The sequence below is a fragment of the Natrinema saccharevitans genome (assembly GCF_001953745.1).
Taxonomy (GTDB): Archaea; Halobacteriota; Halobacteria; order Halobacteriales; family Natrialbaceae; genus Natrinema; species Natrinema saccharevitans.
In genome coordinates this window covers 2226307-2246955 of the sequence record NZ_LWLN01000001.1, presented here as the reverse complement: position 1 = coordinate 2246955, position 20649 = coordinate 2226307, and the positions used below count along the sequence as shown (strand labels likewise).

The 20649-nt window shown below is 58.2% G+C and carries 18 protein-coding genes, 2 tRNA genes and 2 pseudogenes; 17 read left to right on the top strand and 5 right to left on the bottom strand.

What is annotated here, in order from left to right:
- Nucleotides 1–121 precede the first annotated feature (121 nt).
- On the top strand, nucleotides 122–4042 hold the full coding sequence (locus A6E15_RS11400; protein ID WP_076146300.1) for an Eco57I restriction-modification methylase domain-containing protein: 3921 nt from the start codon (nucleotides 122–124) through the stop codon (nucleotides 4040–4042).
- A gap of 145 nt (nucleotides 4043–4187) precedes the next feature.
- On the opposite strand, the gene A6E15_RS20980 is transcribed toward A6E15_RS11400, so the two are convergent.
- Nucleotides 4188–4349: a hypothetical protein gene (locus A6E15_RS20980; RefSeq protein ID WP_175607177.1), complete on the bottom strand. Its 162-nt coding sequence runs from the start codon at nucleotides 4347–4349 to the stop codon at nucleotides 4188–4190.
- On the opposite strand from A6E15_RS20980, the gene A6E15_RS11395 reads away from it, so the two are divergent.
- From A6E15_RS11395 to A6E15_RS11385, 3 genes are all read left to right on the top strand, one after another.
- Nucleotides 4350–4547 carry a DUF7557 family protein gene (locus A6E15_RS11395; protein WP_076146299.1) on the top strand — a complete coding sequence of 66 codons (198 nt, stop codon included), beginning with the start codon at nucleotides 4350–4352 and terminating at the stop codon, nucleotides 4545–4547.
- Nucleotides 4544–4939 carry a PIN domain-containing protein gene (locus A6E15_RS11390; protein WP_076146297.1) on the top strand — a complete coding sequence of 132 codons (396 nt, stop codon included), beginning with the start codon at nucleotides 4544–4546 and terminating at the stop codon, nucleotides 4937–4939. Before A6E15_RS11395 ends, A6E15_RS11390 begins: the two co-directional genes overlap by 4 nt.
- 117 nt (nucleotides 4940–5056) lie before the next feature.
- On the top strand, nucleotides 5057–5725 hold the full coding sequence (locus tag A6E15_RS11385) for a site-specific integrase (protein ID WP_076146295.1): 669 nt from the start codon (nucleotides 5057–5059) through the stop codon (nucleotides 5723–5725).
- A gap of 9 nt (nucleotides 5726–5734) precedes the next feature.
- Here the strand turns inward: A6E15_RS11385 and A6E15_RS20375 are convergent, their stop codons facing one another.
- Nucleotides 5735–6676, bottom strand: coding sequence for a PDDEXK family nuclease (locus A6E15_RS20375; protein ID WP_139326590.1), 942 nt, complete (start codon nucleotides 6674–6676; stop codon nucleotides 5735–5737).
- 92 nt (nucleotides 6677–6768) lie between these two features.
- On the opposite strand from A6E15_RS20375, the gene A6E15_RS11375 reads away from it, so the two are divergent.
- Together A6E15_RS11375 and A6E15_RS11370 are read left to right on the top strand one after the other, a co-directional pair.
- Nucleotides 6769–7944 carry a DNA cytosine methyltransferase gene (locus A6E15_RS11375; protein WP_076146291.1) on the top strand — a complete coding sequence of 392 codons (1176 nt, stop codon included), beginning with the start codon at nucleotides 6769–6771 and terminating at the stop codon, nucleotides 7942–7944.
- Nucleotides 7945–8039: 95 nt separating this feature from the next.
- Nucleotides 8040–9956: a DUF262 domain-containing protein gene (locus A6E15_RS11370; RefSeq protein WP_076146290.1), complete on the top strand. Its 1917-nt coding sequence runs from the start codon at nucleotides 8040–8042 to the stop codon at nucleotides 9954–9956.
- Here A6E15_RS11370 and A6E15_RS11365 read toward each other — a convergent pair.
- Nucleotides 9946–11076 carry a DNA cytosine methyltransferase gene (locus tag A6E15_RS11365; protein WP_175607249.1) on the bottom strand — a complete coding sequence of 377 codons (1131 nt, stop codon included), beginning with the start codon at nucleotides 11074–11076 and terminating at the stop codon, nucleotides 9946–9948. The two genes, A6E15_RS11370 and A6E15_RS11365, sit on opposite strands and share 11 nt — an antisense overlap.
- 401 nt (nucleotides 11077–11477) lie before the next feature.
- Nucleotides 11478–11789 (bottom strand): helix-turn-helix domain-containing protein, encoded by a 312-nt coding sequence (locus A6E15_RS11355; protein WP_076146284.1) that lies wholly within the window; start codon nucleotides 11787–11789, stop codon nucleotides 11478–11480.
- Between the two features lie 485 nt (nucleotides 11790–12274).
- Between A6E15_RS11355 and A6E15_RS20975 the strand changes: the two genes are divergently transcribed.
- The 4 genes from A6E15_RS20975 to A6E15_RS11330 all read left to right on the top strand — a co-directional run bounded on the left by A6E15_RS20975 (nucleotide 12275) and on the right by A6E15_RS11330 (nucleotide 15111).
- Nucleotides 12275–12811, top strand: a complete 537-nt coding sequence (locus A6E15_RS20975; protein ID WP_175607248.1) for a hypothetical protein — start codon at nucleotides 12275–12277, stop codon at nucleotides 12809–12811.
- 202 nt (nucleotides 12812–13013) lie between these two features.
- Nucleotides 13014–13259 carry a DUF7389 domain-containing protein gene (locus A6E15_RS11340; protein WP_076146281.1) on the top strand — a complete coding sequence of 82 codons (246 nt, stop codon included), beginning with the start codon at nucleotides 13014–13016 and terminating at the stop codon, nucleotides 13257–13259.
- Nucleotides 13256–14107, top strand: coding sequence for a phosphoadenosine phosphosulfate reductase family protein (locus tag A6E15_RS11335; RefSeq protein WP_076146279.1), 852 nt, complete (start codon nucleotides 13256–13258; stop codon nucleotides 14105–14107). The genes A6E15_RS11340 and A6E15_RS11335 overlap by 4 nt, the downstream gene beginning before the upstream one ends.
- Entirely contained in the window at nucleotides 14104–15111 is a 1008-nt protein-coding gene (locus tag A6E15_RS11330) for a tyrosine-type recombinase/integrase (RefSeq protein WP_066302526.1), read from the top strand. The genes A6E15_RS11335 and A6E15_RS11330 overlap by 4 nt, the downstream gene beginning before the upstream one ends.
- A 114-nt stretch (nucleotides 15112–15225) precedes the next feature.
- Here the strand turns inward: A6E15_RS11330 and A6E15_RS11325 are convergent.
- Nucleotides 15226–15297 (bottom strand) — tRNA-Ala (locus A6E15_RS11325).
- A gap of 157 nt (nucleotides 15298–15454) precedes the next feature.
- Here A6E15_RS11325 and A6E15_RS11320 point away from each other — a divergent pair.
- The 7 genes and pseudogenes from A6E15_RS11320 (at nucleotide 15455) to A6E15_RS11290 (ending at nucleotide 20553) form a co-directional block, all read left to right on the top strand.
- Nucleotides 15455–16156, top strand: coding sequence for a class I SAM-dependent methyltransferase (locus tag A6E15_RS11320; RefSeq protein WP_076146277.1), 702 nt, complete (start codon nucleotides 15455–15457; stop codon nucleotides 16154–16156).
- 261 nt (nucleotides 16157–16417) lie between these two features.
- A pseudogene (locus A6E15_RS11315) lies at nucleotides 16418–17269 on the top strand (hypothetical protein); the annotation flags it as partial.
- Between the two features lie 81 nt (nucleotides 17270–17350).
- A tRNA-Gly gene (locus tag A6E15_RS11310) sits at nucleotides 17351–17421 on the top strand.
- Between the two features lie 264 nt (nucleotides 17422–17685).
- Nucleotides 17686–18462: pseudogene (locus A6E15_RS11305) on the top strand (ArsA-related P-loop ATPase); the annotation flags it as partial.
- Complete coding sequence (hcsL, locus tag A6E15_RS11300; RefSeq protein WP_076146275.1) at nucleotides 18459–18827, top strand: halo-CC-star protein HcsL; 369 nt, start codon at nucleotides 18459–18461, stop codon at nucleotides 18825–18827. The pseudogene A6E15_RS11305 and the gene hcsL, both read left to right, overlap by 4 nt.
- Nucleotides 18818–19006, top strand: a complete 189-nt coding sequence (hcsS, locus tag A6E15_RS11295) for a halo-CC-star protein HcsS (RefSeq protein ID WP_076148313.1) — start codon at nucleotides 18818–18820, stop codon at nucleotides 19004–19006. The genes hcsL and hcsS overlap by 10 nt, the downstream gene beginning before the upstream one ends.
- 401 nt (nucleotides 19007–19407) lie before the next feature.
- On the top strand, nucleotides 19408–20553 hold the full coding sequence (locus A6E15_RS11290; protein WP_076146274.1) for a hypothetical protein: 1146 nt from the start codon (nucleotides 19408–19410) through the stop codon (nucleotides 20551–20553).
- Nucleotides 20554–20649: the final 96 nt, after the last annotated feature.

Genomic DNA, 20649 nt, shown 5'->3' with positions numbered 1-20649 from the left:
TGAGGAAAACCTATGTGTTGCGGGCCTGACTTGGGAAGGGACACAGCACTGAGGCCGCCCGATCGCTACCGGCTCCTCGCGTCCCGCTGGCCCGGCCGGCCCGCGACCCGTCCACACACCCATGCAGTCGCCACACGTTCGCTCCGTTCACGGGCCGTTCTCGAGCGCGTTCCTCGAGCGGCGGCTTCCGGAAACCGACGAGTGGGACGCGATCGACGAGGCCGACTGCCGCGAGACGTTCGACGAACTGCGCCGTCGCTGGGAGCGGGTCCGTGAGTCGACGGCGACCGACGCCATCGAGGAACGATTCGTTCGTCCGGCGTTCCGAACCCTCGGACTGTCGGCCGTCCCGGTCGAGTCGACCGGGCCACCGCGGAGTCGGCCGGACTACGCGCTTCTGGCGGGCGACGACGGGGTCGAGCGTACGGCTCGAGCAGCTGGGCAGATTCGGGACGATTCGGACGCGGTCGCGAGCGCCGTCCCGGATACGGCCGCCGCGATCGCCGATGTCAGGTCGTGGGACCGAGACCTCGACGGGCGCGGGGCCGCCGGGGACGATCGGCCCGCCGAGAACCCCAGTCACAGGCTACACGTCGCCGTACAGGAAAACGACGTTCGCTGGGGCATGCTGACGAACGGCCGGCGGTGGCGGCTCTACGACGCCTCGACAAGCGGCCGGCTGGATTCGTACTACGAGGTCGACCTCCCCGCGATCCTCGAGGCCGACGATCGTGAGGCCTTCAGGTACGTCTACTACTTCTTTCGCGGCGTCGCCTTTCGGCCGGACGCCGACGGCGACTGCGTCCTCGATCGCGCCGCCGACCGGTCGGCCGCCCACGCGCAGACGCTCCGCAACGACCTCCGGGAGACCGTCGCCGAGGCCGTCGCCGTCGTCGCCGAGGGCTTTCTCGCGTCGCCCGACACCGCCCTCGAGCGGGACGATCTCGACGAGGCCGACCGCGAACTGCTCTTCGAGGCTTCTCTCACCGCCGTCTATCGGTCCCTGATCGGCGTCGTCCTCGAACGGGAGCGGGCGCGCTCGCGCGCGACCGAGCGAACCGACGGCGGCGGACTACGGTCGTGCATGCGCTCGATCGCGCTCGGCTCCGGCGCGTCGGCGCGGTCCGACGAGTCACCCGACTCTGGCGACGGCGACGGGACCGACGCCTGGGCGCGCCTCGAGGATCGGCTCGAACGGTCTGCCGGCGTCTCCAGCAGTCGGTCCGTAGACGAACGCTCGAGCCCCTCATCGTGCTTTCTCGCCGCACACGGTGTCCGCGACGATACCCTGTCGCACGCGCTCGACCTGCTCGCCCGACGGGACGGGGACGAACGCGAGCCGTTCGTCCCCGCGTCGCTCGACGTCCGCGACCTCGGACGCGTCTACGAACGGCTGCTCGAGGCGCGCCTCGAAATCGCCGACGAACCGCTCGCGCTGGCCGACGGCGAGTACGTCCCAGCCGACGGGGCCGCCGTCGCCGTCGACCGGGGGGAGCCGTATCTCACCGCCGACGGAAGCCACCGGAAGACCTCGGGCTCGTACTACACGCCGCCGTCCATCGTCGAGTACGTCGTCGACCGGACCGTCGGGCCGCTCCTGTCGGAAATCCGCGCCGATCTCGCCGACCACGATCCCGGGACGGACGCGCCGTTCGCGGATCGGGTCGCCGACCGCGTGTTCGATCTCGCCGTCCTCGACCCCGCGATGGGCAGCGGCCGCTTCCTGACCGCGGTCGTCGACGCGCTCACCCGGGAACTCGTCGCCGCACGGGAACGACAGGCCCGCGAGCGGGGACTCGAGTCGCTCGCCCCCGAGCGCGGCGTCGACTGGGCCCGCCGACGGGTCGCCCAGCACTGCGTCTACGGCGTCGACCGCCGTCCGCTCGCGGTGGAACTGGCGACCGCGTCGCTCCGACTCCGGACGCTGACCGCCGACCGGCCCCCCGTGACCCTCGAGGGCCACCTCCGGGCCGGGAACGCGCTGGTCGGCAGCGACCGCGATCCGTTCGGGACGGGGGCCCCGGGACGGGACGACCCGGTCGACTGGACCGACGCGACCGTCGATCTCTCCGCGCCCGTTCGGGATCGCATCGCCCTCGAGGCCGACCCGCCCGCCGCTCCCGCGGAACTGGCGGCCGGCGTCCGCTCGTTCGAGCGTGATCCGTGCTGTCGGCGACTCGAGGCGATCGCGAACGTCCGGACCGCCCGCGCGTTCGGCCTCGAGTGCGTCCCCGACGACGCGGTCGACCGGTTGCTGGCCGCGCTCGACGGCGACGGCGACGGGGCGTGGGATCGACTCGCGCAGACCGACTGGTTCAGCGCCGCACAGCGGGCCGCCGCGGCCGACGGCTTCCTCCACTGGCGGCTGGCGTTTCCGGAGCAGTTCGCCGATCCATCCGGCCGCCCGCTCGCGGACCCCGGCTTCGACGCGGTCGTCGGCAACCCGCCCTGGGTGGCGACCGCGGGCCGGGCCGACATCAGCGCGTCGCTCGAATCCGCGCTTCGCTCGTACCTCGCGGACGCGTTCGTCACGACCGAGAACCAGTTCGACCTCTACGTCGCCTGCTACGAACGGGCGGTCCGCCTGTCGAAAGACGGGCGCGTCGGGTTCGTCGTCCCCGACTCGATCCTCACCCGCGAGGGCAACGCGCCCATCAGGGAGTTCCTCCTGACGAACGCCCCGCCGTCGACGATCGTTCGCCTCGGCGCGGCGTTCGACGGCGTCGAAACGGGCGCGGCGCTCGTCGTCAGCGGCGGCGATAGATCAGGCGACGCTACGGTCCGCTGTGCCGACGCGACCGACGGGGGCGACCTCGACGCGCTGTCCTACGAGTCGATCCCCGTCTCGGTCTTCGAGTCACAGGACGCCGCCCGGTTTCGCATCTATCTGGACGCCGAGACGCGACGCGTCCTCTCGTCGCTCGAGGAACGGCCGGCGCTGGAGTCGTTCATCGAGATCTCCCGCGGCGAGGAGATCGGCAAACGGGCTGATTCCCTCGCCGACAGCCCGGGGACGGACCGCCGCCCGATCGCGCCCGGCGCTGCGATCCGGCGGTACGGACTCGACGCGGACGAACTCCGATACATCGATCCGGCCGACGTGGCGAAAGCGCAGCGGCAATACGCGAGTCCCAAACTCCTCCTTCGACAGACCGGCGACGCCCTCGTCGCCGCCTACGACGCCGACGACCTCGCCACGATCAAGTCGGTATACAACGTCCGACTCGAGTCGGGATCCGCGGCCGAACTGAAACACCTGCTCGGGGTCCTGCACTCGTCGGTACTCGCTTTCTATCACCACTACAAACACGCGGCCTATCGCGCCGTCTTCCCCCAACTCAACCAGTCCACCGTCGAATCGCTACCCGTCCCGATGGCCGACGCCCCCGATCCGGCACTCGTCGCGGCCGTCGACGAACGGCGTTCGCTGACCGCCGAGCGATCCGCTCTCCCGCTGGCGCTTCCCGACTACCTCGACGAGTACCGGGCCGGCCCGTCGGTCGGCGACCTCTCCATCGTCCGTCGAGCCGACGGCGTGGCAGCGACGGACCTCGCGGCGACGACGACCGATCGTCCGACCCTGAAACTCGGCTCCGTTGTCGTCGACGACGGCGCGACGCTCCAACTCTCGGCGACCGTCCGGTACAAGCCCGACGACGACGCCGTCGACACCGATCGCTGGGGGTACACCGAAACCGATCCCATCCCCGCCCTCGAGGTCACCGATCCCAACGACGACTGGGCGGCGCTGCTCGCGGCGTTCGTCCCTCACGCGATCTCGACGAACCACGGGACTGCCGGGTGCAGACGCGACGCGACGAAGACGATCTCCCCGCTCGACCGCCTCGAATCGCTGTCCCTGCCCCGACTCGAGGACGTCGCCGACGAGCTCGCGGCCTATCGCGAGGCCCGGGAGCGTGCGGCGGCGTTAGACGCGCGACTCGAGACCCTCGACCGGCGGATCGACGAGCGAGTCGAGACGTTGTACGGCCTCTCGGAGGCGGAGCGCGAGATCGTCCGACGCGAGTTCGGCAGCGAGTAAACCGCCTCGGAGTCAAGTGATTCGAGAGAGCAAAACTCTCTCGTCATCACGGAAGATCGGAGATCTTCCGAACGACCCCGGGGTTTCGCGTGGACTCCCGTTCTATGCCTCAACCGAGGCAGGGGTACGCACTCCCCGCTCACGTTCAGCGTCCCGCGAGTTCGTCGACGCCGCCCTCGATTCCCTGCTCACGGTAGCGGTCGGCCCACGTCTCTTTGGTCTCCTGCCACTCTTCCGCCGTCTGGTCGGCATACTGGGCGGCTTCCGCGGCGAAACCTCTTAGCTTCTGCATACACGATGCATACATATGAGTACGTCCATCCGCGTCTCGGACGAGACGAAAGCAAAACTCGATCGCCTCAAGCGCGACGACGAGAGTTTCGACGAGTTGCTCGAGCGACTGGCGAGCGACGAAGAGCCGATCACCGTCGGTGCATGGGATTCGGACACCGCCGACCGGGCCCGCGACGCTATCGATCGCTCCCGTGAGAGTTTCGAGCGATGACGTTTCTCGATTCGTCGGTCATCATCGACATGCTCGAGAGCGTCGATGAAACCGTCGCGTTCGTCGAATCTCAAGACGAACCGTACCTCACGTCAGCGATCTGTGTCTACGAGGTCCTCGCCGGAACGCTCGGCAGCGGCGACACCGATCTCCGGGCGCAGCGCCAGCACTTCGGCGGCGTCCATTCGCTCGAGTTCAACGATGAGATCGCGCTCGAGGCAACTCGGCTGCAAGACGAACTCCTCGCCGATGGCGACCGGATGGCCGTTCGCGATTTGATGATCGCGGCGACCGCCCGTTCGACCGGCGATCAACTCGTCGTCGCGGATTCGGACTTTCAGACGGCCGCCCTCGAGTCCAAAATGCAAGTGACGAATCTTCGGCGCGAGTGACCCTGTCCGCGAACCCACTCTTCGCGGACAATTCACCCCGAGATCGGGGTCGATTCCCGTACTGATAACCCCATTCTTCATGGTTTGTTGGGCTAAAACTGAGCATCGAGGACAGCGATGAGACTGAAGCCCTACCCGCAACGCGAAGGGAAGCGCGTGTGGTTGAGTGAAGACGAACTGCAGGCCGTGATCGACGAGGCGGAGGACAACCGCCAGATGATTGCGTTCCTGCTTGCCGGTCGATGCGGACTGCGTCGCTGCGAGATCGTCCAAGTAACGCCCGCCGATGTCGTCGAGACGCCGACCGGGACACACTTGCGCGTCTGGGAGGACGTTGCGAAGCAGGAACACTACCGCGAGCCGCCGGTTCCCGATCAACTGGCGACGTACATCGCCGCCCACACCGACGCCGCCGGGATCGCACCGGATGAGTCGATCGTCGACGTGACCGCCAAGACGGTCTACCGCTGGGTGCAGCGAGCTGCCGAACGGCTCCACGCCGAGAGCGGAGATCGCGGCTGGTCGTTCCTCGACGTCCACGACTTGCGGCGAACCTGGGGGACGAACCTGCTCGAGCAGGGCGTCCTACCATCGGTCGTGATGGACTGGGGCGGCTGGGAGGACTGGGAGACGTTCAGACGGCACTACCTCGGCGAGTTCTCGCCGGAAGCGATTCGGCGGGAGCGGGGGAAGGTGAATTACCTTGAGAACAATACCTCAAAAGGAACTGGCCGAGTAAACCCTATAGCAGAGTCAATAAGTGTAAATTCCGACAGGATGAGTTAATTGACTCCACTAACGATCGGTGTCTAAAATCTCGGGGAGACGGTCACCGAAGAAATCCTTGTAAGATATCACACCTTCGATCTCAGAGAATTGTTTGTCTTTCACTTCCTCAAATACTATTAGTGTAAACCCTTCTTCTGTTACTTCACGGACCTTTTTGATAGTGACATCGTCTGCGGCTGAGGCCGTAATCAGAGTTGTACCAGATGCAGTCGCGATGAACCGACGTTGATTCTCTTCACTAAGAACTTCTGATGTGTCAGACAGTGTTTGTCGGAATCGATCTCTCATTGTTGTGAGGCATGAGATATACACATTAACGGTCTCCACATCATCTGGTTCATTTTTCTTTTTCACCTTATAGATATGGCCGTTGCCAGCCGAAATCACATTTTCAACGCTAAAGTTTGCTCTATCGAAAAGGTTCAGTAAGTGACTCTGGAGGCTTGATCCTGCGCGGATCCGTCGGGACTGTTGAGCAGAAACACTAATTGAGTCCATCATGGGATAGAGTTTCGGTAGGATCTTTTCGAAAGTGGATACAAACCCATCTGTTGATTCATAATCTTCCTCGATCGATGTGAAAATACTTTGGAGAGTTGGATAGTCAGCATACTCCATATCGTCATCGTCATCTTCAAACGAGGACAATGCTGTTTGACCAACGTCATAGTGATTTTTGAGAAAATAGACTAATGCCTGACTGTAGACTTGTGATTGGTAGTGGTTATACAGATCTTGTTCTCTCTTTAGAAGAGAATGAAGCAAATGATCAGCATTTTCTTCAACGCTATCAGGTGTAATTTCGTAGTTTTCATCCTCCCACTTATTAATCGCTTCCTCAGACATCGTGTTCGAATTAGGCATATACTCTTCACGGACCTCATCAAGGAATCCATCTCCTTGAATTTCATTTTGAACAGCATCGAGATCAATGTCGTCGAGATTCATTGCAGAAACCTTGATCAAGACCACTCTAAATCTTGTTGACTTCTTCTGAACGGATCGGCAGTATCTTGCTTTGGGGTGAAAAACGACCACGTATGAGCGATGGACCCACCTGTGTAGATCTCTTCTCTGGTGCTGGTGGATTCAGTCTTGGCTTTGAAAATGCTGGATTCGATATCCTTGTTGCATCAGATTATCATGAAACTGCCGGTAAAACTCATCAAGCAAATTTTGATCATCCATTCCTTCAGGCAGATATCACCAACTTAGCAGATGATGTTCAGCCTCTATTGGATAAAGGAGGATTTGATACTGGTGATGTAGATGTCTTAGTTGGTGGACCGCCGTGTAAGGGGTTCAGCATTACCGGCGCTCAAAACGAGGATGACGCTCGTAATACTCTTCTCCTGAGGTATATCGATGTACTCGAGGCTCTGGAACCAGATGCAATTATAATAGAGAATGTCCCTGGTGTGAAATCGATAAAAGATGGTGCGTATGTAGATGACATCATTTCACGCACACGTGATTTAGGGTACAACACTCGAATGCTGGAACTCAACAGTGCTAATTACGGAGTGCCACAGCGTCGAGAACGCGTATTCTTTATTGGTTACAAAGGGTCTCACCCGGTTTCCCGTCCACGACGGACTCATGTTACCGATGTTGGTCAGCAGCGATTAGGGTCGGTATCTAAAACACGCAACTGTCAAACAGTCAAGGAGGCAATAAGCGATTTATCATTTCTTGGTATCGGAGAAAGTAGTTCCGAATATATGGATATCCCGCACAGTGACTATCAGCGATTGATGCGCAAAGACCACGACGGTCCACTCTACAACCATACAGCTCCTAATCATGGTTCCCGCGTTCAGGAGCGATTTGGAGCAATGGAGCCTGGGGACCGTATGGACGATCTGCCGGAGAAGTTACAAACGAGTAAATACACCCTTCATCGGTTACATCCAGACCAGCCTTCGCCAACGATAACAACCCTACCAGAAGATTTGGTACACTATTCGCGTAATCGAATACCCACTGTTCGAGAAATGGCGCGCCTACAGTCTTTCCCTGACGGTTTCAAATTTGAAGGGCCACGGACGACTGGTGGAAATCGAAGAGAAGAATCACTACCACAGTATTCGCAAGTAGGGAACGCCGTACCACCAATTATGGCGGAAGCTCTCGCACGACACGTAAAAGCGACACTCGAAGGCGAAGATCCAGTTGAAGCAGCTGAAAATCTACTTAATCGTATGGGTTTAAGTTAGGGAAATTTATATATTATAGGTGATCTGCTGCTCTATATGACATCTAAACCGAGATAACTCGAAAGTAATTAGTATATCTTGATGTAGTTTCAGTCATGGCAACCATTTCAGATTATATTCAGGACTTGAACTACCGTATCTTTTTACCAGGACTACAACGCGAATTTGTTTGGTCCGAAGAACAAACGGAGAACTTGTTTGACTCTCTTATCAGAGAGTACCCTGTTGGGCTTATAACTCAGTGGGACGTGGCCCACTCTAATGCGGATTATTATCCTTATGAGTTTATACGTAATTATGCTGATGACGATCGAGCTATTCCAGATTCGATCAATGAGGAGGGTTTTTGGAAATATAATGAGGAAGCGAATGAAGAGGAAGTTGATCTAAGTTACCTCGTAATTGACGGACAGCAGCGTCTGACTTCGCTCTTTATCGGACTCTTCGGAAAGCGACTCAAGTATACTGCTGGAAGGGGTGGAAGACGAACAGACATCAACGATTGGTCCTCCTACGAACTCTGTATCAATCTCCTCGGTCACCCTGATTTTGATGGTGAATATTTGGCTGGAGACTATGAGTTTGAGTTCCGCAGAACAGATGATTACGATGATGATCACGAGTTTGGATATGCTGAATCATCTGATGGAGTTCAACGATACTGGTTCCCTCTCCCCAAGATGATGAATGAAAATCGAGAGGTGAGAAACGCGCGAGAACTCCGAGAAATCACGGAAGAAACCCTTAATGGCGTTGATTTGACTGAAGACCGTCGAAAAGAACTGTTAGCTATTCGGTCAGAAGTCATTCCGAAAGTCGAATCCAGAATTCTTGACGCATCTCTTCCGAGTAAAGACGTTAAAAAGTCCTCTACCGAGATCAAAGAGATTTTCCAGCGCATCAATGTTGAAGGGGAAGATCCGGATCCCCATCAACTTCTGATGTCACGAATGATGAGTACCTGGCCCTTTACTGAGCCAGAAGAGAAGCAAATCAATCCCAGAAAGAAGACGAAGGAGTGGGTTCAGAGTTATCAGGAATCCTTCCCGGAGTATGATAAAAAGATTAGCAGAGAACTCTTCATGCGGTATTCAGTCTACCTGATAGATGATGTACTGAAAACACAACCTGTGAGTGATTTATCTGATAATGAACTGCTCACAATCCGTGACAAGTGGTTAAAAGATGGGGAAGGCATTTCGACGCACGATACTGGCGACTGTCAGTGGTTCTGTTATAGCCTTGATGCTGCTCTCGAGTCTGTCACGACATTAGGCTTTACTCGCAAGACGATGTCGACAATGCCTATGATCGCGGCATTAGCTAAATTCTATTATTATAACCCAGATGCGGACCCGACTGATACAGATAATCTCCAGAGCATCTATAGATTCTTGTCGAAACTCCTCCTCTTGAAATCCTCTAAGGGATCACTTGGGCGTGTTGAAGCTACTCGCCTTTCTAAATTCCTTCACGAGAATATCGACCGAGATTACTCAGAGTTCCCAGAGAAGGAGGCATTCGAATATATCTTCGATTACCTCGATATCGAGATCGGAGAAGATACAGTGAGAAATATTGTAGAAAATGCGGAATATAATACTGGCACACGTGGCCAAAGTAGTCTTTTCACAAGTTGGGACGTTGCTGCGGTTCTCAATCTCGCCACTCCTATCTATGAGTTTGCAGGTGTCGACGATCTCGAAGTCGATCATATCTTCCCTGCCTCTAAATCTGATTCTATCAAAAGGGAAGTCGGTCTAGATGATGATGAGGAATTCAATATCCATCGGATTGGAAACCTTCAACTGCTCCCCAAGGGTGTGAATCGGCAAAAAGGCGACAAACTACCTCGAGAGTGGTTAGACTCCCTTAGAGCTGCAGAAAAAGAAAAATACAAACGTGTGAATAGTTATCCTGATGAATTCCCCGTTCCAGATAACTATCAGAAGTTCGCCAGTGAGCGGGAAGAAGAATTAATTGAAAAAGTGACGGAAGAGATTAAGTCGTAACTCGCTTGGTTTTCAGATGGCTCTTCACTGCTTCCCCAACTGATTTTGCTAGTTCCGGTGGGACCGCATTTCCTACTTGCGTATATTGGGGAACAGTGTTTCGCCGACGTTTACCCCCTGTCGTCCGAGGTCCTTTGAATTCAAATGTGTCTGGGAAAGACTGAATTCTAGCAAGTTCTCGAACAGTAGGTATCCGCGGTTGAGAATAATGTATGAAGTCCTCTGGGAGTGTAGTAACTGTTGGTGCAGGCTTGTTAGGATCCCAACGCTTCATCGAATGTTTCTTCGTTTGGTGTTCTTTGTCGAGATCACCCATTTCATCACCTGGCTCAAACCGACGAAATCGTCTACGTACGGTTTCGCCATGGTTAGTTGCTTTATGATTGGGAATCCCTTCTGCGTTATTTCGCATCTCTTTTTGATATTTACTATTCGCGTCTAATTCGTACTCTATAGATTTCTCACCATATTCAAGATAGGATAGATCATCAATAGCCTCTTCAACAGTGATATATTCCTCTAAATCGCTAGATTTGGCAGAAGAATCGTCGTTAGGTCCATAATGGGTCGGTGAAGGGGGATCGATCTTACCTTCCTTTGAGGCAAAGAAAAATACCCGGTCGCGGAGTTGGGGTACACCGTAATGAGCAGCTCGAAGAGTCGGTGGTTGATCATCAATTTTGTAACCAGCATCTCGAAGCGCGTGTATTATCCGCCTCTTGTATTCTCCATCCTCCATATGCAGAATTCCCGTTACATTCTCCATTACTACTGCATCTGGGTCGAAATACTCGACGATATTGATGTAATTAGCTACAAGTGAGTTTCGTGGGTCATCCGGATCCATCTTCCCTGCTACTGAGAACCCTTTACACGGTGGGCCACCGATGACAACATCTACATCTTTTGGGTTAACCTCTACCGTTTCAGCCAGTTCTTTAGGGGTAATTCTATCAAGATGTACGTCTGCAGTAGTCACCCCATCTATATTATGCTCATATGTCTTTAGGGCAGCTTCGCTCTTATCTGCAGCAGCAATTATATCAAAACCAGCCTCTTGAAACCCGAGTGAAAAACCACCGGCGCCAGCGAAGAGATCAATACAGGTTGGCGTACCCATGACTATCTGACTTATTAAAAGATACATGTATAACCGTTTCGCTAACAGAATATATTTGATAGATGGTCAACAACCAGATGGCGATTTTAACGGACGCTCTATGGCTATATTTGACTATAGTAACTTGTGTATTGAAGGAGACGGTCGATTTTCGACATCAAGTTCACCTTTGAGATATTCCTGTCCTTCAAATGTGATTTCGTACATATGACTATCCTCGAAGAGCGGAGCAACCAGTCCTACCTGAGAAAGAAGTTGACAACGCTCCTCAACCCGCCCACGCGATGCTGTAAGATTGACTGCTCGAGATATATGCCGCGGTGTCGACCACGGATCCTCCGAAAGATGCTCTAGAATCCGTTCATCAAGCGTACACATCCAGCGGGCGGGTTTTCGGCTCATTAGGATTGAGTGGTTCCACTGGCGCTCGGTCCGTCTCTCGAGTCGCCGCCGTTGAGGTAGGTCTCGTTTTCGGCGTCGTACTCCTCATCGAGGTATGCTTCGCCCCGCTCGGTGATCGTGTAGACTCCGTTTCCAAGGGGGGTAAGAAGGCCATGTTCTGCAAGTTTCTTGCATCGTCGGGATACTGAGGACGGAGAGATACGAATGGCGTCTCTGTCGGTGAGATCCCCAACCCGCCCAGCATCTTCGTCACGAATGATCTCGAGGATCCGATCATCCCAGATCGTCATCCATGTCCCAGATTGTCTCATCACGTTCTCAAACGGCACAGTGACACCTAACTCTCCGCAATTTACTGATTAGACCAAAGTTTGACTGTAATACCCGACCGGTGCATTTATGCAATACCACTCTAATTGTGCAGGTGAGGAGCTACCAACTCGGCTGAAGATGACTCTTGTTGGTATGTGAGACCGGGCGGCGCTGCAACGCCGCCCAGAAGGTAGCTCCGGTGATCCGAATGAATCTCGGAACTTCCGTGGGGAATGTACCCCACGTACGGCAAGAGGCATCGCCATCCAAAAGGTCTGACGCTCGGTGCGCCTGCGGCGCTCGAGCGGACGGCTACGACGCGGGCAGCAACGAATCGGTTTGCCGCTCCTGCGCGCCCTTCCGAGCTGACGGCGGCCCGACTGCAGGATCACCCGAGGCGCGACGCCAAGCGGACGCGACGACAGTCGCCGACAAGCTGCCGACGCCCGAGGATCCCGGTGCGATCCAACTCCCGCACTCGTTCTTGGTCACAGCGTCGGGCCCGGTAACTCGTGTCTCCGAGCGAAGCGACGCCACAGTCGAGAAGCGACCGGTCACGGTCTCGATCGAGCGCCGTCTCGAGACGCTGGCGGAGTTCGTCGGCTTCTGGAAACTCCGCGATTACCAGCGCTGGAAAGACGCTGCGGTCGAGACGCTGCTCGGAAACGAAGACTGCGAGACGAGCTACGAACTCACTCGGAGCCACATCGAGGACTGGGATGTCGTCGCCGACGGCCGCGTCGAGGCGTTCGTCGGTCTCGGTCAGTTGATGGTCGACTACGACGGGGATCCAGAAGACACCGGCCTCCCGAAGACCATCATCGATCGGCTCTATCTCGCTGGCGAAGATGACCGCGGTGTCGACGGGATTGTGATCGAGTTCGCTCAAGATCTCCGCTCGTCGGATCTCTGGGGAACTGGCGTCGACCTGGCGTACATCAACGCGAAACACGCCCAGCACGAGGCCATCGAGGACGACCTCGAGCGCGTTCTCGAGGACCTGCAGGAGGGATCGGCATGACGGTCGCACCCGAGACGACCTCTTGTGCGACCTGTGGTGAGACTGCCCAGCGAGCAGCCTGGGGACGGACGGACGCGGTCTGCTACCGTTGTACCGAGTGTCATGCCGGCGGGCATATCGTTCACACCGACGACGGCAGAGAACTCCGACGAGGCGGTGTCTTCCGCCGGCTCAGCAACTTCGCCACACGGAGGGTCAACGCATGAGCGAGGACGACGCGATCTCGATCACGACTGAACTCACGCGCGGGACGTCGACCGACGATCGCGACAAGATCCGCGCGGAAGTGAGCGCCGAGTCCGTCGACGAACTCGAGGGCAAACTCGAGCGAGTTCGCCGGCAGCTCGAGGACTGGGCCGACGAGGTCCGGAACATCCAGCCGGAGAACTCTCGAGGCCGTCGTCAACTCGCCGATGATCAGTCTGAACTCGGGGAGGTCGAAGCATGAGCAACGACGCGATCTCGAGCGAAACTGACCACGAGCGGGGAAACCATGTCGCCCTGATCTCTGGCGGGATGGACTCGGCGGTCGCCGCGCACATCGCCATCGAGGACGGACCGGCGGACCTACTCGTCTATCTCGATACGCGAACGGGACTCGACGAGAACCGCGAGTATATCGAAGAGTATGCGGATGCACTCGGCGTTCAGCTATGGACGCTCCGTACACCCGAATCCTACGAGGACCGCGTCATAGAGGACGGCTTCCCAGGGCCGAGCCGCCATAGCATCATGTACCGGTCGTTGAAGGAACGCCAAATCGGACGGCTCGCGACGATGTCTGCTGGGCGCGGTCGGGCGTCTGACCTCCACATGTGGACCGGCGTCCGATCGGCAGAGTCCCAGCGTCGGATGGAACACGTCGAACCGGAGAGTGACGGCCCACGCTGGGTCTGGCACGCGCCGATCCACGACTGGACCAAAGAGGACTGTCGTGAGTACCTCGAGAAGTACGATATCCCCCGAAACCCACTATGGGAGACACTCGGGCGGTCGGGTGACTGCTTCTGTGGCTGCTTCGGATCGCCGGAAGAGAAGCTCGACCTTCGCGCTGCTGGGTGCGAGTATCAAGCCGAGTGGATCGAGGAACTTGAGGACCGCGTCGACGTAGACGATCCCGCGAAGGAACGCGAGACGTGGGCCTGGGGAGCGTTTGATGACGACGAGCGCCGGAGCGAGCGCGTCGAGAACGACGACGCGCAGATGACCCTCTGTTCGACATGTTCGCCTCATCCTGACAGCAGTCAGAACGACCGGTCACTGCAGACGGTCTCTGATCAGGGAGGTGAACGATGAGCGACGACCTCGAGCCGATCTCACCACGCGAAGCGGTCGACCTCTACGTCTCGCACCGCGAACTCGAGGTGAGCGAGAAGACGCTCCAGAACCACAAGTACCGGCTCGACGCTTTCGTCGAGTGGTGTGCGAAGGTCGGCATCGACAACCTCAACGATCTCACCGGCCGGCATCTCCACCAATACCGGGTGTGGCGACAGGAGGACGTGAACATCGTCACACTCCGCGGACAGCTCGCCACGCTCCGCGTCTTCCTCGAGTTCTGCGCGTCGATCGACGCCGTCGAACCGGGGATGCGCGAGCGGGTGAAACTGCCGGATGTCGACCGCGGTGAGGAGGCCCGCGACGAGATGCTCGACGCCGATCGCGCCCACAAGATCATCGGCTACCTCGAGCGGTACAAGCGCGCGAGCCGGGACCACGTCATCATGGCGATCCTCTGGCACACGGGGATCCGCCTTGGGAGCCTTCGCGCGGTCGACCTCGAGGACTACGAACCCGACGAGCAGTGCTTCTGGTTGCGCCACCGGCCCGATACGGGCACGCCGCTCAAGAATCAGGAGCCGGCCGAGCGGGCGATCGCGCTCGACGACTACTACTGCGATGTCCTCGATGAGTACCTCCGCTTCCACCGCCACGATGTCGTGGACGAACACGGGCGCGAACCGCTCGTGACGAGCGACCAAGGCCGGTTGAGTTCCGGCCAGATCCGGTCGGAGGTGTACCGGCTCACGCAACCCTGCATGATCGAGGAGTGTCCGCACGACCGTGATCCGGCGGACTGCGAAGCCACGGGGTACGGGCACTACTACGACTGCCCGAGCAGCCTCTCGCCGCACACGATCAGGCGCGGGGCGATCACCCATCAGCTCCGCGAGGACATTCCCGAGAAGATCGTCAGCGATCGGTGTGACGTGTCCTCGGAAGTCCTCGATCGCCACTACGACCGCCGTACAGACCGTGAGAAGATGGAACAGCGACGCGACTTCATCGAAGACCTATAACAGGACCATGACTCTCGAGCAAGCAGCTGTCAGCACTGTCGTATCGATAGCCGTCAGAACACCCTTAGGGAACGGAATTCGGCAGTCAGAAGGCCTGAAACGCCAAATTTCGAGTGGACTCGCCGGGATTTGAACCCGGGGCCTCTCCCATGCCAAGGGAGTGATCTACCCCTGATCTACGAGCCCTCGAGCGCATTCTCCAGTTCCCGTCGGGAATAGATAAACCCCTCGAATTCGTCGAGCCCCGTCACGGAGACACATTCGTCCGGGCGACACGGGGCCACCCGCACTGCGGCTCGCGGTGGCGAACGCTTTTTGCCCGTTCCGGGACGAAAGCCAACGGATGGCCGGGAACCGGGATCGAACGCAGCGTCGGGACGAAAGTGAGGTGAAACGCGGCGATGTCCGCGAGACGTACGACCGGATTGCGACCCACTTCGCGTCCACGCGCGAGTACGCGTGGCCGGAAGTCGAATCATTCGTCGCGTCCCACGCGACTGATCGGGGTCCCGATGCAGTCGGCCTCGACCTTGGGTGTGGCAACTGCCGCCACGCCGAACTGCTCGCGGCAGACTGCGGGTCCGTCGTGGGCCTCGACGTGAGCCGTGGCCTGCTCGAGACGGGTCGGGAACGCGCCCTCGAGCGGGCGTTCGAGGTCGAGTTGATCCAGGGGGACGCGGCCGCGCTTCCGCTCACTGACGACGGCGTTGACGTGGCGGTCTACGTCGCGACGCTGCATCACCTGCCGACGCGCGCGGCTCGGGTGACGAGTCTCGACGAGCTCGCCCGCGTGTTGTCCCCGGACGGCCGTGCGCTGGTCAGTGCGTGGTCGACCGCTCACGACCGGTTCGACGTGACCGAGGGGTTCGATACGACCGTCGAGTGGACCCTACCCAGTGGCGAGGCGGTCGAGCGCTTCTATCACATTTACGCGCCTGAGGAGTTCGAGGCCGACCTCGTCGCCAGCGACCTCGCGCTCCGGGAGTGGGAACTCTCGAGCGGGAACTGCTATGCCACGGTCGCGGGCGCGAATCAGTCTGGATAGCGCGACCGTGCCCGGAGTTCGGTTTCGATAGCGATCGTTCGGGTGGGGGTGTCCGGTTGCTATGAGTGAATTTTACCTGTGATAGTAGTGTTCACATGAAATCCAGCTCGCTATCTTAAGTCGGTTGAATCCGTGGATATCGGACCCAGCCCCACTCGATAAAAATGTTTGGAAATCGGGTAAAAGGTCCGAAATAGACGGTTCCGATCTGAAGAATAGCCGGCTGTTATGATCGTCTCGCCACCCAGACCAGGATGCGCTATGACGCGCTTGACTCGACGTTCGACGCTGAGGGTCGCAGGCGCATCGCTTGCTGCAGCTACCGTCCCCGCGACGGCTGCCACCGCAGAGAGCGACGACGGGTGGATCGCCGTCGAGATGCCGGTCGACAGCGCCCTCCGCGATGTCGCCTGCACGGCCACCAACCCGCATGCGGTCGCGGGCGGTGGACTGATGATCGAACGCACAGCCGACGGCTGGGAAGTCGTCCTTCAGGGCGGGCCCACCGGCAACGGGAACGACCTCTACGGGGTCGACACTACCGACGACGGCGAGCGGCTCTGGATCGTCGGCTCGAGCGGATCGATCGGCGAGTACGACGTGACGACCGGGAACCTGATCGATTGCTCGACCTCAACGATTTCACGGCGAACTTCAACGACGTCGCCGTCATCGGTCCCGCCGGTGAGGCCGACATCTACGTGGCTGACGACTTCGGCTCGATCCACTACAGCTTCGACAACGGTAAAGAAGGCACCTGGAACTACGAGGTGCCGGGCAGCGGCTCCGGGCTGAACGCGATCGAGTTCGATGACACCCGCTCGGGCCAGTCATCGACACCAACGGGACGGTCTTCGCCACCGACGACGGCGTCACCTAAAACCCGATCGGTATCGAGGACGCCGATGTCACCTCCTACGGACTCGACAGCGACGGCGAAGACGATGTCTCCGTCAGCGGCGACAACGCATCCGGCTTCGTCTACGACGGCAGCCGCTGAGTCCCCGAGAGCCTCGTCGAGTCGCCCTCTTCGACAGCGAAACCGAGGCCAGCACGGGCTACACCGTCGGCAGCGGCGGCGCAGTGTTGGTACTCGAGAACGGCAGTTTTTCGTCCCGGCGATCCCGTGATCGCGAGCGGGCGGCGACACAGAACAGGAAGAGCCTTAAGCGTGGACCGAAAAACCGGTGATGAGCGCGGATGGTCTAGTGGTAGGACCTGAGCCTTCCAAGCTCATGGCCCGGGTTCAAATCCCGGTCCGCGCACTCCACACGCCTTCTCTCGTTGGTTTTCCGGGTTTCCAGAAATGACCCGACCATGCCATTCGAAGCTTACAACGTGGGTTGGTGTATCGCACCCCGGAGCCGTCCGCGGGTTTTAAGAAGTTTCAGGCTTACTAGAACTAGAGTTAGCGGTTCCCCTGTTTTCGCGGAGTCGGATGAGGGCTTATGCAGGATGAACGTGACAAGGTCGACGGCATCGTTGTAGTTCCCGAGCAGTCGGAGAAATATTTGAACCAGCGGCAGTTCGAGGACATCTTCGGTGAGCCGGTCGGTCACGAGCCGACTTCGGTAGGCCAGGCGAACCTCGATGCAGCCCGGATCGACCAAGAGAAGGCTCTCGAAGAGTACCGCACGCAGGTCCTCGATCACGTCACTGAGATGTACGAAGAGAAGGCGGATACCGAAATCGACGTCGAGGCTGCCATCGCCAACGTCGAGGAGGAATTGGAGTCACGCTGCGCCGAGGAGATGGCGGCCCTCGAGAAGTTCGTCAGCTATTTCCAGAAAGACGGCTACGACGTGGTGGTCTTCGACACTGCGCCGACCGGTCACACGCTCCGCCTGCTGGAACTGCCCTCCGAGTGGAAGGGATTCATGGACCTGGGATCGCTGACGAAGGGAGCTGCCCCCGCGAAAGGCGACCAGTACGACGAGGTCATCGAGACGATGCAGGACCCCGATCGGAGTTCCTTCGCGTTCGTCATGTATCCGGAGTACACGCCGATGATGGAGGCGTACCGCGCGGCCGAGGACCTCAAAGACCAGGTCGGGATCGAGACCGCGTTCGTTGTCGCGAACTACCTGCTTCCAGAGGAGTACGGCGACAACGCCTTCTTCGCGAATCGACGGGCACAGCAGGAGAAGTACCTCGGCGAGATCAAGGATCGCTTCGAGACGCCGATGATGCTCGCGCCGCTGCGTCAGGAGGAACCGGTCGGACTCGAGGAACTGAGCGCGTTCAGCGACGAGGTCACGGGCCTTTCAGCTATTCCCGAAAAGCAGACGGAGGTAACGATCTCATGAGCGAAGCTCATTCGGACGAAGAGTCAGTTGAATCGCCGTTTCAAACGTTTGTCGAGACACTTACAGACTCGGAGACCTATCAGGAGTTCACAGCGGCTAGCCGTGCCCTCGAAAACGACCCGGCGGCGATGGAACTGCTGCAAGAGTTCCGGGAGAAACAGCGACGGATGCAATGCGAGGGGTTCGACCAATCGCTTCTGAGCGAGTTGCGAGACCTCAAATCGGAGATATCGGACAACGAGATAATTCAGCGATACCAAGACGCACAGGAAGCGCTCGTCGATCTCCTCCAGGAGACGAACGACGTGATCAGCGAGCAGATCGATCGGGAGTTCGCCCAGTCAACCGGAGGTGGCTGCTGTTGAGCGCGACCGACGAGGAAGTGCTGGCCGCTGCCGAAGCGTTCGGTGAGGAACTGGCCGACAACCAGTCTGATGCGGCACCATCCGAGTTAGAGGCGATGCTACTGGAATACAACGAAGCGATTAGCGAAGCGATCGGCCTGGAGTACGGGAGCGTCTGTGGTGCAGACGACTGCTGCTGACCGTCCCCACGCATAGACCGGGACTCCTGCGCTCGGTACGATCCTGACACGGCGTTTCGGGATTCGACGGCAGCAGCGTCGTAGATTTTTGGTGACGGTCCGTATCGCGTCTCCCGATGAATCGGAGCGGTCGCTCACGGATCACAAAATCGTCCGTTGGAGAGACGCTCGACTAGTCGTTCTATCTGTCTCGCCATCCGAATTCGATCATATATAGTATTACTTGCGTTCGTCGCACAACAATCACGCCCGATTTTGATCCGCAATCAGATTGCCATTAAAACAGCACTGTATTGAACAGTTAATTAGTGGTACATCTTAGAAGAAGTTAGCATCAATACTCAGATATTGACAGTCAACTATATTAAAGAGATTGTGATTGTTGCGGCCGGGGGAAGTGAATGGGAACCAATAAGAATGCGCGAGAGACTGGCACCACGTCGAGAGGGACAGAGGATCGAGAAGTAATCGAAGAACTCCTGACGGAGACGTCGCAAGTCGTCGGTCCCGATGCAGAACTGTATTACTTTCAGATTCAATTCACCGATGACACCCAGCGAATCGATCATCGAAAGAAGATCCTTTCTGAACTCGACAACGCGCTCGATATCTGGACTACGCGGCCGGAGATCGAGGAGATTGGATCGTCTGATCTCGGAATAGGGCTACTGATCGAAACGCGGATAGACCCGAAAACGATCGGCGAAGCGCTCGACAATGACTGTCTCGACGCTGTTGATTACTGGACAATCGACCCAGATGCGTTCGAACTCGATGTCGCTACTACCCCGAAGTCCGAGAGCGAGGCCGTTACAGCCGAGTTCGACCAACTCCGCCAGCGGTATGCAGACGGGTCCGGGGGGAACGCAGACAATCTCGGGAGCGAATCGTTCGAGTTCACAGAGCCGCAATCCGTCCGCTTTTCTGAAGACGAGATCGGGTTTGAGGAATTATTAGATGAGACCAACGATAAGAACGGTACCACGTCCGAGGCCCCAGCGCAACACCACCCTCCTGAGTCACTCGTCGGGGCACTCGTCGCCGAACTTGAGGACGGCGTCGCGGCCGACGATAACGCGGCGAGACTCTGTGAACTGCTTGCCCAGAAGCAGACATCTAACAGCGTTGCAGTACGACTGGAACACGTCCAATCGCGGATGGACACCCTCACCGCATATATCGACTCGCTCGAAGAATTTCTCGACGAAGAGGGGACGGCACAGCAACTCCTCGAAGAGTTGCGAGCGGATATCGATGGCCTCCGTGACGAACTCCAGACGGCGGCCGACGAACGGGAGGAACTCCGGAGACGAGTCGCGGACCTGGAAACGAATACCCCTTCGACTGACGAAGTTGAAACGGAGTTCGCCCAAGTCAAGCGCGACGTGGAGACTGCGTCGACTACGTTGCAACAGGAAATCGATGATCTCGATGCGCGTGTGAAGACGATGCAAGCGGACCTCGACGAGCAGACTGCGTGGCGTCAGCAACTTCGTGCTGCAGTCACTACGACCGACTCAGACGGAGAGGTGTCTTCCGAACAGTGACGCCGCTTGAACAGACGCAAACAACCGCGTAGTTCTCTGCCTGTACGGATCGATGTATGCCTTACAAGACAGTTGGTGTCCTCGCTTCCGAGTCAG

Coding starts and splice junctions, on each gene's coding strand:
- A6E15_RS11400 (WP_076146300.1), top strand. CDS start 122: ATGCAGTCGCCACACGTTCGCTCCGTTCACGGGCCGTTCTCGAGCGCG.
- A6E15_RS20980 (WP_175607177.1), bottom strand. CDS start 4,349: ATGTATGCATCGTGTATGCAGAAGCTAAGAGGTTTCGCCGCGGAAGCC.
- A6E15_RS11395 (WP_076146299.1), top strand. CDS start 4,350: ATGAGTACGTCCATCCGCGTCTCGGACGAGACGAAAGCAAAACTCGAT.
- A6E15_RS11390 (WP_076146297.1), top strand. CDS start 4,544: ATGACGTTTCTCGATTCGTCGGTCATCATCGACATGCTCGAGAGCGTC.
- A6E15_RS11385 (WP_076146295.1), top strand. CDS start 5,057: ATGAGACTGAAGCCCTACCCGCAACGCGAAGGGAAGCGCGTGTGGTTG.
- A6E15_RS20375 (WP_139326590.1), bottom strand. CDS start 6,676: ATGAATCTCGACGACATTGATCTCGATGCTGTTCAAAATGAAATTCAA.
- A6E15_RS11375 (WP_076146291.1), top strand. CDS start 6,769: ATGAGCGATGGACCCACCTGTGTAGATCTCTTCTCTGGTGCTGGTGGA.
- A6E15_RS11370 (WP_076146290.1), top strand. CDS start 8,040: ATGGCAACCATTTCAGATTATATTCAGGACTTGAACTACCGTATCTTT.
- A6E15_RS11365 (WP_175607249.1), bottom strand. CDS start 11,076: ATGGGTACGCCAACCTGTATTGATCTCTTCGCTGGCGCCGGTGGTTTT.
- A6E15_RS11355 (WP_076146284.1), bottom strand. CDS start 11,789: ATGAGACAATCTGGGACATGGATGACGATCTGGGATGATCGGATCCTC.
- A6E15_RS11340 (WP_076146281.1), top strand. CDS start 13,014: ATGAGCGAGGACGACGCGATCTCGATCACGACTGAACTCACGCGCGGG.
- A6E15_RS11335 (WP_076146279.1), top strand. CDS start 13,256: ATGAGCAACGACGCGATCTCGAGCGAAACTGACCACGAGCGGGGAAAC.
- A6E15_RS11330 (WP_066302526.1), top strand. CDS start 14,104: ATGAGCGACGACCTCGAGCCGATCTCACCACGCGAAGCGGTCGACCTC.
- A6E15_RS11320 (WP_076146277.1), top strand. CDS start 15,455: ATGGCCGGGAACCGGGATCGAACGCAGCGTCGGGACGAAAGTGAGGTG.
- hcsL (WP_076146275.1), top strand. CDS start 18,459: ATGAGCGAAGCTCATTCGGACGAAGAGTCAGTTGAATCGCCGTTTCAA.
- A6E15_RS11290 (WP_076146274.1), top strand. CDS start 19,408: ATGGGAACCAATAAGAATGCGCGAGAGACTGGCACCACGTCGAGAGGG.